Raw genomic sequence first — 13254 nt, 5'->3', positions numbered from 1 at the left:
CTACCGCACCACCAGGACCGATACGAGCGAATGCCGCACCACCGCATTCACGTCTCGGCTGACCAGGATGCTGCGCAATTCATCGGGTTTGTGGCTGGCCATGACGATCAGGTCAACGTCGTGTTTTTCGGCGTTCCTGAGGATCGTTTCCGAGATGTTGCCGTGACCGACATGGGTGCGGACCCTGAATGGGTCCTGGAAATGCTGACTGGCGAAGTCCTCCAACGAGTCCTTCATCGCCTGAAGGGCCTTTTCCTCGAACCCCTTCGGCAGGAACGTGGCCACCATCGAGCTGCCGAAGTCGTGCACGATTCCCAGCAGGTGGATGGTCGCCTGCGCCCCCGCCATGTGTTGAGCCACGGGCAGCGCGCGTTCCCAGCTTTCGGAATGCTGCAGGTCGATGGGCAGAAGGATGTTCCTATGCATGGCGGACCTCGTGTCGCGGGCGGGCGATGTCCGGCCGCCGGCGCTGAGACCAGACGACCAGAGCGAGCAGCAGGAAGGCCGGGATATAGATCCAGTACCGCGAGGGCGCCGCAACGGGCGCGTTGACGGCCAGGATTGTCTGGTCCCAGTCCAGCCCGGCCTCTTGCGCGGGGCTGTCGAAGGCCACGTTGTCGATCACCACACGGTCGCCATCCTGCAAGAGCTCGATCCCGGCGGCGGCAAGGCGATCTTCGCCGGTCTCACCCTCCGGTACCGGCAGCAGGGCGGTGAACTCGACCGGGTTTCCGATCTCGTTCAGGCCCGAGATACGCAGCCGCAGCCCGTCGCCGGGGTCGCTGTCGGCCAGCGCCTGCACGAATTCCGTGCCGGGGCGTTCCTCGAAGGGTGGGAAGGCATAGCTCCAGAAGAAGCCCGGGCGGAAGATCGTGAAGGCGATCAGAAGAAGCGCCACGGTTTCCCAGATGCGGTTGCGGACCAGGAACCACCCTTGCGTCGCCGCCGCGAACAGCAGCATCGCCACCGTGGCCGTGATGAAGACGAAGATGCCCTGCACCCAGCCCACGTCGATCAGCAGGAGGTCGGTGTTGAAGATGAACAGGAACGGCAGTGCCGCTGTCCGCAGGCTGTAGAAGAACGCGACAACCCCCGTGCGGATCGGGTCGCCCCCCGACACGGCCGCCGCCGCGAAGGACGCAAGGCCCACGGGCGGCGTCACGTCGGCCATGATGCCGAAGTAGAAGACGAAGAGGTGCACCGCGATCAGCGGCACGATCAGTCCGTTCTGCTGCCCCAGCGTCACGATCACCGGCGCCAGCAGCGCCGAGACGACGATATAGTTCGCCGTCGTCGGCAGCCCCATCCCCAGGATCAGCGACAGGACGGCGGTCAGGCCCAGGATCGCCAGCAGGTTGCCGCGCGACAGCACCTCGACCACGTCGGCCAGGGCTGACCCGACGCCCGTCTGGCTGACCGCACCGACGATGATGCCCGCCGCCGCGGTGGCGATGCCGATGCCGATCATGTTCCGCGCGCCCGAAATCAGGCCGTCCACAAGGTCGTTGACGCCGGCGCGCGCCGCGGCGCCCGTCGTCGCGTTGCCGGTGCGGTCCATGCCGCGCAGCATCACCATCAGCGGTCGCTGCGTGACCAGGATGAAGATCATGAAGGCCGTCGCCCAGAAGGCCGACAGGCCCGGCGACAGGCGGTCGACCATCAGCGCCCAGACCAGCACCACGACCGGCAGGATGAAGTGCAGGCCCGACCGCACCGTCGGCCCCGGCAGGGGCAGCGACGTGACGGGGGCGTTCGGATCGTCGATCTGCAGCGGTTCTTCGCGGGAGGCGATCCAGAGAAGGCCGACATAGGCCGCGGTCAGCAGTGCGAAGACGACATAGGGCGCATTGGCGCCGAAGGCGGGTCGGATCCAGCCCATGCCGTAATAGACGGCCAGCGACAGCGCGCAGATGCCCGCGATGATGAAGGCCGCCGTCAGCAGGCGGCGCAGGACCGGGGGCGGCTCATAGGCGCGGGGTAGCCCCTCCATTCCGGCCTTCGCGGCCTCGAGGTGAACGATATAGACCAGCGCGATGTAGCTGATCGTGGCTGGCAGGACGGCGTGCCGGACGACGTCGAAATAGGGGATGCCCACGTATTCAACCATCAGGAAGGCGGCGGCACCCATGACCGGCGGCATGATTTGGCCGTTCACCGACGACGCGACCTCGACCGCGCCGGCCTTCTCGCTGGAAAAGCCCACCTTCTTCATCAGCGGGATGGTGAAGGTGCCGGTCGTCACCACGTTGGCGATGGACGACCCCGAGATCAGCCCCGTCATCGCGCTGCTGACCACGGCCGCCTTGGCAGGTCCGCCACGCATGTGGCCCATCAGCGAAAACGCCACCTGGATGAAGTAGTTGCCGGCCCCGGCCTTGTCCAGAAGCGCGCCGAACAGCACGAACAGGAAGACGAAGCTGGTCGACACGCCCAGGGCGATGCCGAACACGCCCTCGGTCGTGATCCACTGGTGGTTCGCGACCTCGGACAGCGAATTGCCGCCATGCGCGATGATCGACGGCATGTAGGGGCCAAGGAAGGTATAGACCAGAAAAACCGTCGCCACGATCATCAGGGCCGGGCCAAGGCTGCGGCGCGTGGCCTCCAGCAGCAGCAGCAGGCCAATGACGGCGACGACCAGGTCGCGGGTGATCGGCGCACCGACGCGGCGGCCCAGTTCATCGCTGAAGACGAAGACGTACATGGTGACCGCGACCGACACCAACGCCAGCGCCCATTCCCAGGGCGGGACGCGGGTCTTGGGACTGCCCAGCAGGATTGCGGCGATCACGCCGGCGGCCGACAGGCCGATCCACCACAGGGGAAAGTCACCGGGTGCGCCATAGACGAAGAGGCCTGCCAGAATCAGCGGGATAGCGACACCAAGTGCCAGCTGGAACGGCGACTTCTCGGCCGGATAGGCCATGAACGCCAAAAACATTGCGAAGGCCAGATGGACCGAGCGCGCGTCTGTCGCGCTGATGATGCCGAAGTTCAGCATGAACGGCAGCGGAGAGGCGATCCACAGCTGGAACAGCGACCAGCAGAGCGCGACTGCCAGGATCAGCTTGCCCACCGCGCCCGGCGGGGTTCTGGCGCCGGTGTCGGACGAGGCTACAAGCTCGTCCAGTTCCGCCTGGCTCAACTCGCCGTGGCCGGCGGCCTGCATCTCGACCGCGCTGGCCTGCTGCTGGCGGCGCTTCTCATGTTCGGGGTCGTCGCTCATCGAAGCACCTCTGGGATGTGGCTTGGCAGTCGTCGGGAAAGGGGCGGCCCCGAAGGACCGCCCCGATCGTCAGGTCCGGATCACTCGATCCAGCCCTGTTCGCGGTAATAGCGTTCGGCGCCGGGGTGCAGCGGGGCGCTGTTGCCCTCGCTGATCATGTCCTCGGGCTCCAGCGATTCGAAGGCCGGGTGCAGGCCCTTGAAGCGGTCGAAGTTGTCGAAGACCGCCTTGACCACCTGATAGACGGTTTCCTCGGGCACCTCGGCCGAGGTCACGAAGGTTGCCTTCACGCCGAAGGTCTCGGTATCCTCGTCGTTGCCGGCATACATGCCGCCGGGGATCGTGACTTTCGAGTAATAGGGATTGTCCGCGACCAGCTGGTCGATGGCATCGCCCGCCACGGTCACCAGATTCGAATCCACCGTCGAGGTGGCTTCCTGGATCGAGCCGTTCGGATGGCCGACGGTATAGCTGATGGCGTCCACCTGGTTGTCGCCCAGCGCCGCCGCCTGCTCGGCCGGGCGCAGTTCCGACGCCAGCGCAAAGTCGTCCATCGACATGCCCATCGCGTCCAGCACGATCTCGAACGTGCCGCGCGACCCGGAGCCGGGATTGCCCACGTTCACGCGCTTGCCAGCCAGGTCCTCGAAGTTCTCGATCCCGGCATCGGCGCGGGCAAGGACGGTGAAGGGCTCGGGGTGGACGGCGAAGACGCTGCGCAGATCCTCAAATGCGTCGCCTTCGTAATCTGAGCTGCCGTTATAGGCGTGGTACTGCCAGTCGGACTGGGCCACGCCCATCGTCATGTCGCCCGACTTGATGGCGTTGATGTTGGCGATGGACCCGCCGGTGGCGGGGGCGGTGCAGCGCAGACCGGTTTCGGCGCTGTCACGGTTCACAAGCCGGCAGATCGACTGGCCGACGACGTAATAGACGCCGGTCTGACCGCCCGTGCCGATGGTGATGAACTGTTCTTCCTGCGCCAGGACCGGCTGCGCACTCAGCGCGAAGGCGGTGCCCAGCAGGATCGGTTTCAGTTTGCTCATGCGGCTTCTCCTCTGATTCGTCACGTGGCGGGGCAGGACGCAACCCGCCATCACAGATGCGTTAATGGTCTGCGAAGTTTGCCGCTTCGACAACCCCTTGATGCAGACTGCGCAGCCGTGCGTGCAAATCAGTCCTGAAGGACCTGCCTGACGCGGGCCTGAAGGTGGGGCACAAGCTCGGCCTCGAACCAAGGGTTCTTCTTCAGCCAGGCGGTATTGCGCCAGGACGGATGGGGCAGCGGGACGACGCCGTCGGGGGCGTCGCGCCAGGACTGCACGATCTGGGTTACGGGGCGCCGGTCGCCCAGGTGCCACCGCTGCGCATGCCCCCCGATCAGCAGCTTCAGCCGCAGGTTCGGCATAGTCGCCATGGCGCGACTGTGCCAGGTGGCCGCGCAGAGCGCCGGCGGCGGCAGGTCGCTGCCCTTCGCGTCATAGCCCGGAAAGCAGAAGCTGGTGGGCAGGATCGCCACGCGGCTGCGGTCATAGAAGCTGGCCTTGTCCAGCCCCAGCCAAGCCCTCAGCCGGTCGCCGGACCGATCCCAGAACGGGATGCCGGCCTCATGGACCCGCAGGCCCGGCGCCTGGCTGGCCACCAGCAGCCTGGCCGCGGGGTCGAACCACACCACGGGCCGCGGCGCGTGCCGCGTGCAGGTTGCGGCAAACCTGTCGGCGCAAAGGCGACAGGCCTCGATCTGGGTCATCAGGTCATCCATGCTGTGCCAGATAGGCAGGCCGGGCGCGAAGGCAAGCGGCGGCTGCGGCTGGTCAACCACAGGCCCGCGATTCGACGGCATGGACGCCGGGGATTCGATGCAAACTTGCATCAGATCGTGCTGGTCCTTCGACCGGATCTGCGGTCCCATGCAGTTACTGGACAGCGCCGCCCTGGCAGCTTAAAGTTGTGTCGTCTCTCAGGCACCGTGCATGGCGCGGCCCGTGCCCTCTCAATTGGTTCATCACCGCCATGCTGGAATTCGATAGCGTCTCGAAGTCGTTCTGGACCGGCAAGCAGCATAAGATCATCTTGGACCAGGCCTCGTTCCGGGTCGAAGTGGGGAATTCCCTCGGCATCCTTGCTCCGAACGGCACCGGCAAGACGACGCTTGTCAACATGATGTGCGGGCTGGAAAAACCGGATGAGGGCAAGATCCGGCGCGACTGCCGCATCTCGTTTCCCCTGGGCTTCATGGGCGGGCTGGTGAACCGCCACAGCGCGAACGAGAACGCGCGCTACATCGCGCGCATCTATGGGCTGGATCCGGACTACGTGTCGGCCTTCACGCGCTGGCTGTGCGACATTCACGAATATTTCGACATGCCGGTCGGCACCTATTCCAGCGGCATGCGGCAGCGCTTCAACTTCGCGCTGCTGCTGGCGCTGGATTTCGACATCTACCTGATCGACGAGGGGATGCCCCAGACAACGGATGTCGAATTCAACCGCAAGGCGGGCCGCGTGCTGTTCGACCGGCTGAAGACGGCCACTGTCGTGGTTGTGTCCCACCAGCCCAGCACGATCGAGAAATTCTGCAATCGGGCGGCGATCCTGCGGGACGGCAGGCTCTATATGTTCGAGACCCTGGACGAGGCCAAGCAGTACTATGACTACACCTCCTAAGACGCGCCGCTACCACGCCTCGACCGCCGAATCCGTGCGCGCGGGCGGCGCCCCCCCGTCCGGAGGTCAGGCGCCCTCCCCCCGGCTGGAGGTTGTCCGCAAGGAAGCGCAGGCGCAGCCCGCCCCGCAGGATCAGGACGCACCGCAGGCCCAGCCCGCACCGCAGGATCAGGACGCACAGCGGCTGGGACGCCTGACGGCGACGCAACCGACGGATGACGGCTTCGGCGATTTCAGCCTGAACCGTCCTGAGCCCGACACCGCCGCCGCGGACGGGGCACCCGACGCCGACCTTGAAAAGCGGCTGGGGGCAATTCGCGCCGAAAAGCTGACAGAGCGGCAGTTGCGCATTGCCCGCCGGATCGCGGCCCTGCACCAGATCGAGGTCGCGTCGGGCGAAGAGGCCGTGCTGCGGCTGCGGGAACGCGGCATCGACCCGTCGCACCGCAGCGCGGTCGGCAGCATCCTGTCGTCAGCAGGCAGCCGCGCGCAGGCCGCGCCGGCGGTCAATCCGCCTGCGATCCGCCAGCCGCCAGTCCCTTCGGTCGTGCCCGAGACCGCCCCGGCCAAGCGCCCTGCCCTCCCCTCGCGCGAAGATCTGACCGAGGAAAAGCGCGCGGCCGAGATCTTCCGCATCCAGCGCGACCTGGCCCGCCGCCGCCGCCGCCGGCTGACCATGCTGGCGGCGCGCGTTCTGGTCTTCGTCATCATCCCGACGATCGCGGTGGGGATCTATTACTTCCGGTATGCGACGCCGCTTTACGCCACGTTTTCACAGTTCCAGATCCAGTCTGCCGAAGGCGGCGGCGGTGGATTGGGGTCCATGCCCGGCCTGTCGGCCATGGCGGCCAACACCGACGCCGTCGCCGTCCAGAGCTATCTGACCTCGCGCGCCGCGATGCTGCGCCTGGATGAGGACCTGGGCTTCCGCGAAGCCTTCCAAGACCCCGATATCGACCCCATCACTCGTCTTCAGCCGGATGCGACGATGGAGGACGCCTTCTCGCTCTACAAGAACCTGGTCGAGATTGGCTATGACCCGACCGAGGGCATGCTGAACATGGAAGTGATCGCGCCCGATCCGCTGCTGAGCGAGGCTTTCTCCCGGGCGCTGATCTCCTATGCCGAGGAACTGGTCGACGACCTGACCTCGCGCCTGCGTTCCGACCAGATGGATGGCGCGCGCGAGACGTATCAGGATGCCGAGGACAAGATGCTGGCCGCGCAGAACCGCGTCCAGGACCTGCAACAAAGACTGGGGGTTCTGGACCCGGCCGCAGAAACGTCGGTCGTCATGGGACAGGTCGCGCAGCTGGAAGCACAGTTGACCGAAAAGCAATTGGAACTCGGGCAGTTGCTGGCGAATCCTCAACCGCTCGAAAGCCGTGTCGAGGCAGTTCGCGGCGATATTTCCCGCCTGCGGAAGATCATCGCCGACACGCGCGAGAACTTGACCGAGGGGACCGAAAACCGAAGCTCCCTCGCGGCCATCACCGGAGAGCTGCGCATCGCCGAAAGCGAGTTGCTGACGCGGCAGGAACTGCTGTCCGCCGCCGCCGCGCAGATGGAGGCTGCGCGGATCGAGGCGAACAAGCAGGTCCGCTATCTGTCGATGTCGATCGCCCCGATCCCGCCGGACGAGGCGACCTACCCCAAGGCGTTCCAGAACACCCTGGTGGCATTCCTCATCTTTTCGGGTATCTACCTGATGCTGTCGCTGACGGCCTCCATCCTTCGCGAACAGGTTTCGACATGACGCATCACAAGCACATCGCACTCGGCCCGCTGACCTGCGGCAACGATCTGCCGCTGACCGTGATCGCGGGCCCCTGCCAGCTGGAATCGCTGGACCACGCCCTGATGATTGCCAAAACGATGGCAGAGGCATGTCGGGCTGCTGGCGCCGGCTTCGTCTTCAAGGCCAGCTACGACAAGGCGAACCGGACGTCTTTGTCGGGGCGGCGCGGGTTGGGCATCGACGAGGGGCTGCAGATCCTGGCCTCCGTCCGCGACCGGATCGGATGCCCGGTGCTGACCGACATCCACGATGCCGAACAGGCGGTCCGCGCGGCCGAGGTCGTGGACATCATCCAGATCCCAGCCTTCCTCTGCCGCCAGACCGATCTGCTTCTGGCCGCCGGGCGGACGGGGGCGGTCGTCAACATCAAGAAGGGCCAGTTCCTGGCGCCTTGGGACATGCCGAACGTCGCTGACAAGGTGGCCTCGACCGGTAACGACAATATCCTGCTGACCGAACGTGGGGCCAGCTTCGGCTATAATACGCTGGTGGCGGACATGCGGTCCCTGCCGATCATGTCCCGCACCGGCTATCCGGTGATCATGGACGCCACCCATTCGGTGCAGCAGCCCGGCGGCCAGGGCGGAAGCTCGGGCGGCCAGCGCGAATTCGCGCCCGTCATGGCCCGTGCCGCCGTTTCGCTTGGCGTGGCGGGCGTCTTCATCGAGACGCACGAGGATCCCGACCGCGCGCCGTCAGACGGGCCGAACATGATCCCGCTGGCACGGATGGGCGACCTCGTCGCCTCTCTCATGCGCTTCGACGCGCTGGCGAAGGCGGACCCTCTGCCGGCATGATCCGGGCATTTCTGCTGATCTTCCTGCTGGCCCTGACGCCGGCGGCGGCACAGCAGGTCGCCCCGGCCGAGACGCCGACGGGCACCATTCCCGTCGGCAGCGACAGCGCCTCGGATCTGGCGATCCTCAGCCGCATCTCCAGCATCCTGGCGCAGCTGCCCGATTTCGACGGGCTGCGCGTCCAGGTCGACGCCGGCGTCGTCACCCTGACCGGTGAGGTAACCGAGCAGGAGACGATCGACCGGCTGCTCGGGCTGATCAACCGGGTCGACGGCGTCGTCGCGGTCGAAGACAATGTCCGGCTCTCCACCGACCTCGGCACGCGGCTCGATTCCGTGCGCGAACGCTTTCGGGTGCGCCTGACGCAGGTGATCGCGGGCCTGCCATTCATGGTCCTGGGTCTGGCGGTCGGCGCGCTGATCGTGCTGCTGGGCGGCTGGATCTCTCGGCGGCAGCGGGTGCTGTCTGGCATTGCCCCGAACCCGTTCATCGCGGGCTTTCTGGCGCAGGCGATCCGCCTTTGCGCCTGGATCATCGCGCTGGTGGTCGCGCTGGACCTGATGGGGGCGCGGGCTCTGCTGGGGACTCTGCTGGGTGCGGCAGGCATCTTCGGCCTGTCGCTGTCCTTCGCAGCGCGCGACACGATTGAGGGTTTCGTTGCGACGATGCTGCTGTCCCTGCGCCAGCCGTTCAGCCCTAACGACCTGATCGAGGTTGCTGGCATGCGCGGCCGGGTAATCCGGTTGACCAGCCGCGGAACCACGTTGCTGACGCTGGACGGCAACCACATCCGCATTCCCAACCAGATCATCTACAAGGCCGTCCTGACGAACTTCACCCGCAATCCTGAACGACGGTTCATGGTGGATCTGGCCATCGATCCGGCTGCCGATCCGGGTCCCGCGCGCGACTTGGCGCTGAAGACGCTAGCAGGCATGCCGTTCGTGCTGCCGCGCCCGGAACCCGTGGCCTGGCTGGACGCATCCGGGCCGGAACATGTCGTGATCCGTGCTGGCGGATGGGTATCGCAGGATGGCACCGACTTTGACCTGGCGCGTGGCGAGGCGTTCCGCCTGCTGCGCTATGCCTTCGATTCGCAGGGCTATTTGCCGCCCGAGCCCGTTCACCGCATCCAGTTGGAGCAATCGGCGGACACGCGCCCTCCGCTGCGGCCTGCGCAGCCGGTGGACCGGCGCCTGTCGGAACTTGGCCCCGACGCCGCCTTCGAGGAAATGGTCGAGCGTGAGCGTGTCGACGACGGCCGCGACCTGCTCAGCCCCGGCGCCCGCTAGGCGGCGCGCCCCGCCGCGTCAGCAGACGCCCAGGCCCATTGGAAATTATAGCCCCCCAGCCAGCCCGTCACGTCGACGCATTCGCCAATAAAGAACAGGTTCGGCATGTTCCGCGCCTGCATCGTGCGCGAGTCGAGGTCACGGGTGTCAATGCCCCCCAGGGTCACCTCGGCCGTGCGGTACCCCTCGGTACCGACCGGCCGGACCTGCCAGCGGTTGACCCTTGCCCCTACAGCCTCCAGCCGCGCGTTCGGCTGATCGGCCAGCCGCGCCTGCGCCAGACCAAGCTCGGCGGCGATGGACTGCGCCAGCCGATCAGGCAAGATCTGCGCCAGGGCCGTCGCCACCGCGGTCCGTCCGCCGCTGCCACGCGCCGCCTTGAGCGCCGACGCCACGTCGCAACCGGGCGCAAGATCGATCCGAAGCTCCTCCCCCGGCTGCCAGAAGCTGGAGATCTGCAGGATCACCGGCCCGCTGAGACCGCGATGCGTGAACAGGAGCGCATCCCTGAAGCGCCCACCGCCATGCGCGATTTCCGCCTCGACGGACACGCCCGCCAGTGGCCGACAGAGCGCCAGTTCCTGTTCCGCAAAGGTCAACGGCACCAGGGCAGGCTTGGGTTCGACCATGCGCAGCCCGAACTGCCGCGCAAGATCATAGGCCCGGCCCGTCGCCCCGATCTTCGGGATCGACTTCCCCCCCGTGGCCACGACAAGCCGCGCCGCGCTGATCGGACCGCTCGAGGTCTCGACCATGAAGCGGTCGGCTTGATGCGCCACATCGCCGACTGCGGTGCCCATTCGCAACTCGGCCCCCGTCATGCGGTCCAGCAGCATGTCGGTGATCTGCGTCGCGCGCCCGTCGCAGAAAAGCTGACCCTGCGTCTTCTCATGCCAGGCAATCCCTGCGCGATCCACGAGCCCTAGAAACGCCTCGGGCCTGTACCGCGCCAGAGCGCTGGAGGCAAAGCGCGGGTTTAAGGACAGAAAGCGATTCGGCGCGGTCGCGAGGTTGGTGAAGTTGCACCGCCCCCCGCCCGAGATCCTGATCTTCTCGCCCGGTTTCAAGGCATGATCCACCACGAGGACCCGCCGCCCCGGCGCCACAGCCGAACCCGCGCAGAACAGACCCGCTGCGCCCGCACCCAAAATCAAAAGGTCTACATGCTCCATGGCCGCCGCTTACCTGCCGCCAGATAAATGGGCAAGATTTCCAGAATTTTCGACTTGCACCCTCCGGCGGCCTTGGGTAATCACGCTCCACAGTTGGGGCGTGGCCAAGTGGTAAGGCATCGGTTTTTGGTACCGTGTACCGTAGGTTCGAATCCTACCGCCCCAGCCAAGATCACTTAAGTATTGGAGAGATAAGCAGTTAGTCATCGTCAGGTGGCTACGGAGGGCAGTGTCCTCCATGCCTGTCCTCCAGACCCACCGCGCCCCAGCTTTGAGGGCCTAGAATGGGCATTGCCAACTTCGTCTTTCGCCAAGCTGCCATCTATACGTGGCGAGGCCGGATACCTACACGTGTCGGTTGCGAAAGCCTTCACCTTCAGGTCAGTTTGAGAACAACCTGCCCGGCAACCGCACGGCGCCTCGCGGGCATCCTGACGCATGAAAGCGACGAGGTCTTTGAGGCAATGGCACTGGACGGACTTTCCAAGGAGGCGGCCAGACAATGGCTGGAGCAGGTCGTCCAGGACGAGATCGCTCGGATCGAACGCCGCAAACGGGCGCAGGCGGATAGTCATGAGAAGGGCTATGCACGAAAGAACGCCGACGCGGACCGTGCTATGGGCCATGCGCTCAGGCTGCTGGCACGCGACGGCGTCAGTGCCGAGTTGGGGCACGAAGAAAAGAACGAACTGATCTCGGAGGGTGTGCCGGAAACCGCGTTCGAACAGATCGAGGACTACCTTGCGCAGGCAGCCGGTGAAGTGTTCAGTGCCGCGGTGGAGCGCAAGATCCAAGACACTATCACCGCAATTACCGGCGAAACCTCCGCAAGCGCCACAGGTTCATCGATGCCCGGACCATCTATCTTCGCGGTCGCGCGGCAGCCTACCTGACTGCGTCTCAGCGTCGTGACCCGGCCTTCTTCGAGGCGATGGAGGTTGCGGACGCCCTCGCACGGGGTGGCTCTGCCTCAATTGCGCGAACGGTTACGGCGGACCGGGAGGTCGAGCCACCGTTCGATCCTGCCATCGTGGCCGTTGCAGGACGCTTGGCGCAAAGGATGGCGACCCCTGAGCGTGCCACGGAAAAGACGGCTTACCAGATCCGAAACACTGCCGCGCTTCTGGTCGAGTCGACCGGCGTCACCGATATCAGGCACCTGAAGCAGTCGGACATCGCTGTCTTCTGCAACACGATGTCGCAACTGCCTCCAACCTATCGAAAGAGTGCTAAGGAAAAGACAATGCCGCTGGCCGACATCATCGCAGCGGCAGCAAAAAAGTCCACAAAAGTCGGCTTGGCGCCCGCGACCGTGAACAGAAACATCGGGTTTATCAAGCGGTTCGTTACGCATGCAAAGGCGGAAGGAATCACACTGAAGGAAGTGATCGAGATCAAGGATCTTCGGGAACGCGACGCTCAAGATGACCAGGAGAAAGTGACCCCGTTCGACCGCCTAGAGATTCGCAAGCTCTTCACCGGATCGATCTGGTCCGGATGCCAAAGTGCGGCACGTCGCACGACCCCGGGAAAAATGTTTATCAGAGATGGACTCTACTGGATCCCTCTGATCGCGGCCTATACGGGTGCCCGTCGCGAAGAGATAGCCGGGCTTCAAAAATCGGACATTCTGAGGGAAGACGAGATCTGGGCGTTCAACTTCACCTTCACCGAGGTTCGCCGACTGAAGAACGCGCAGTCAAAAAGGAAAGTGCCCATCCACGAGCATCTGATCGAACTTGGCCTTCTGGATCATGTCAATAAGATAAAAACAGGCAGGATTTTCCCCGAACTCAAACGAAAATCGGGGTTGGCAAATTTAGGTGACCATATCCATTACAACTTCAGAAACATGCTGGACAAGCAACTTGGATCGATTGCGGGGGAGAGGAGATTTCATTCCTTTAGGCACTACGTGTCACATCCCGCGTGATTATACGGCCGCTTCTTGAAGATGTCCGGCCTTTGCCTTTGCCAGTCCTTGAGCGCGTTGATGGGCGTTTGCCCCTTCAACACTGATTGGGGGAGTTGGCCGTTGTAGAGCCGGACATATCGAAGAATAGTCTGTTCAAGATCCTCGCCGCTGCGGAAGCGGTGGCTTTGCAGGACGTCCTCGATCCGGCCGTTGAAGCGCTCGACCATGCCATTGGTTTGCGGATGCATCGGTGGGGCCAAGCGATGCTTGACGTTGCCCCCTCCGCCTAGTCCAGTTTGAGATAGACTCTGGCCCAACCGATAGGACCAGAGATGAAGCGCAGCAGGTTCACTGAAGATCAGATCATCGGCATTCTGAAGGAGCACG

At 64.8% G+C, this 13254-nt stretch carries 12 protein-coding genes and 1 tRNA gene; 7 read left to right on the top strand and 6 right to left on the bottom strand.

Features of this window, described 5'->3' with window-relative positions:
• The 4 genes from OC184_RS11205 to OC184_RS11190 form a co-directional block, all read right to left on the bottom strand.
• The gene (locus OC184_RS11205) at nt 1–426 is read right to left on the bottom strand and encodes a universal stress protein (protein WP_265507283.1); all 426 of its coding nucleotides are present in this window, start codon (nt 424–426) and stop codon (nt 1–3) included.
• Entirely contained in the window at nt 419–3169 is a 2751-nt protein-coding gene (locus tag OC184_RS11200; protein WP_378926596.1) for a TRAP transporter permease, read from the bottom strand. Before OC184_RS11200 ends, OC184_RS11205 begins: the two co-directional genes overlap by 8 nt.
• A 137-nt stretch (nt 3170–3306) precedes the next feature.
• Nucleotides 3307–4272: a TAXI family TRAP transporter solute-binding subunit gene (locus OC184_RS11195; protein ID WP_265507281.1), complete on the bottom strand. Its 966-nt coding sequence runs from the start codon at nt 4270–4272 to the stop codon at nt 3307–3309.
• 128 nt (nt 4273–4400) lie between these two features.
• A complete protein-coding gene (locus tag OC184_RS11190) occupies nt 4401–4988 on the bottom strand; it encodes a uracil-DNA glycosylase family protein (RefSeq protein ID WP_265507320.1) in 588 nt (195 codons plus the stop codon).
• Between the two features lie 251 nt (nt 4989–5239).
• On the opposite strand from OC184_RS11190, the gene OC184_RS11185 reads away from it, so the two are divergent.
• From OC184_RS11185 to OC184_RS11170, 4 genes are read left to right on the top strand one after another with little or no spacing between them, the layout of a single operon-like run.
• A complete protein-coding gene (locus tag OC184_RS11185) occupies nt 5240–5893 on the top strand; it encodes an ABC transporter ATP-binding protein (RefSeq protein WP_265507280.1) in 654 nt (217 codons plus the stop codon).
• Nucleotides 5877–7649, top strand: coding sequence for a capsule biosynthesis protein (locus OC184_RS11180; protein ID WP_265507279.1), 1773 nt, complete (start codon nt 5877–5879; stop codon nt 7647–7649). The genes OC184_RS11185 and OC184_RS11180 overlap by 17 nt, the downstream gene beginning before the upstream one ends.
• The gene (gene kdsA, locus OC184_RS11175; protein ID WP_265507278.1) at nt 7646–8488 is read left to right on the top strand and encodes a 3-deoxy-8-phosphooctulonate synthase; all 843 of its coding nucleotides are present in this window, start codon (nt 7646–7648) and stop codon (nt 8486–8488) included. Before OC184_RS11180 ends, kdsA begins: the two co-directional genes overlap by 4 nt.
• Nucleotides 8485–9780, top strand: a complete 1296-nt coding sequence (locus tag OC184_RS11170) for a mechanosensitive ion channel domain-containing protein (RefSeq protein WP_265507277.1) — start codon at nt 8485–8487, stop codon at nt 9778–9780. The genes kdsA and OC184_RS11170 overlap by 4 nt, the downstream gene beginning before the upstream one ends.
• On the opposite strand, the gene OC184_RS11165 is transcribed toward OC184_RS11170, so the two are convergent.
• On the bottom strand, nt 9777–10952 hold the full coding sequence (locus tag OC184_RS11165; protein WP_265507276.1) for a BaiN/RdsA family NAD(P)/FAD-dependent oxidoreductase: 1176 nt from the start codon (nt 10950–10952) through the stop codon (nt 9777–9779). The genes OC184_RS11170 and OC184_RS11165 overlap by 4 nt on opposite strands.
• A gap of 94 nt (nt 10953–11046) precedes the next feature.
• Here OC184_RS11165 and OC184_RS11160 point away from each other — a divergent pair.
• The 3 genes from OC184_RS11160 to OC184_RS11150 all read left to right on the top strand — a co-directional run bounded on the left by OC184_RS11160 (nt 11047) and on the right by OC184_RS11150 (nt 12885).
• Nucleotides 11047–11121: transfer RNA gene (locus OC184_RS11160), tRNA-Gln, on the top strand.
• Between the two features lie 115 nt (nt 11122–11236).
• Entirely contained in the window at nt 11237–11845 is a 609-nt protein-coding gene (locus OC184_RS11155) for a DUF6538 domain-containing protein (RefSeq protein ID WP_265507275.1), read from the top strand.
• Nucleotides 11846–11883: 38 nt separating this feature from the next.
• Nucleotides 11884–12885, top strand: coding sequence for a site-specific integrase (locus OC184_RS11150; protein WP_265507274.1), 1002 nt, complete (start codon nt 11884–11886; stop codon nt 12883–12885).
• Here the strand turns inward: OC184_RS11150 and OC184_RS11145 are convergent.
• Nucleotides 12864–13254, bottom strand: a 391-nt coding sequence (locus OC184_RS11145) for an integrase core domain-containing protein (RefSeq protein WP_265507273.1), incomplete at its 5' end; no start/stop codon positions are given. The two genes, OC184_RS11150 and OC184_RS11145, sit on opposite strands and share 22 nt — an antisense overlap.

This window comes from Paracoccus rhizosphaerae (assembly GCF_026162645.1).
GTDB lineage: Bacteria > Pseudomonadota > Alphaproteobacteria > Rhodobacterales > Rhodobacteraceae > Paracoccus > Paracoccus rhizosphaerae.
This window is presented reverse-complemented; position numbering and strand designations above follow the sequence as displayed.

Bases quoted from the DNA above. Each gene is read 5' to 3' on its own strand.
- OC184_RS11190 (WP_265507320.1), bottom strand. From the start codon at position 4,988: ATGGATGACCTGATGACCCAGATCGAGGCCTGTCGCCTTTGCGCCGAC.
- kdsA (WP_265507278.1), top strand. From the start codon at position 7,646: ATGACGCATCACAAGCACATCGCACTCGGCCCGCTGACCTGCGGCAAC.
- OC184_RS11180 (WP_265507279.1), top strand. From the start codon at position 5,877: ATGACTACACCTCCTAAGACGCGCCGCTACCACGCCTCGACCGCCGAA.
- OC184_RS11165 (WP_265507276.1), bottom strand. From the start codon at position 10,952: ATGGAGCATGTAGACCTTTTGATTTTGGGTGCGGGCGCAGCGGGTCTG.
- OC184_RS11200 (WP_378926596.1), bottom strand. From the start codon at position 3,169: ATGCAGGCCGCCGGCCACGGCGAGTTGAGCCAGGCGGAACTGGACGAG.
- OC184_RS11205 (WP_265507283.1), bottom strand. From the start codon at position 426: ATGCATAGGAACATCCTTCTGCCCATCGACCTGCAGCATTCCGAAAGC.
- OC184_RS11150 (WP_265507274.1), top strand. From the start codon at position 11,884: ATGGAGGTTGCGGACGCCCTCGCACGGGGTGGCTCTGCCTCAATTGCG.
- OC184_RS11185 (WP_265507280.1), top strand. From the start codon at position 5,240: ATGCTGGAATTCGATAGCGTCTCGAAGTCGTTCTGGACCGGCAAGCAG.
- OC184_RS11195 (WP_265507281.1), bottom strand. From the start codon at position 4,272: ATGAGCAAACTGAAACCGATCCTGCTGGGCACCGCCTTCGCGCTGAGT.
- OC184_RS11155 (WP_265507275.1), top strand. From the start codon at position 11,237: ATGGGCATTGCCAACTTCGTCTTTCGCCAAGCTGCCATCTATACGTGG.
- OC184_RS11170 (WP_265507277.1), top strand. From the start codon at position 8,485: ATGATCCGGGCATTTCTGCTGATCTTCCTGCTGGCCCTGACGCCGGCG.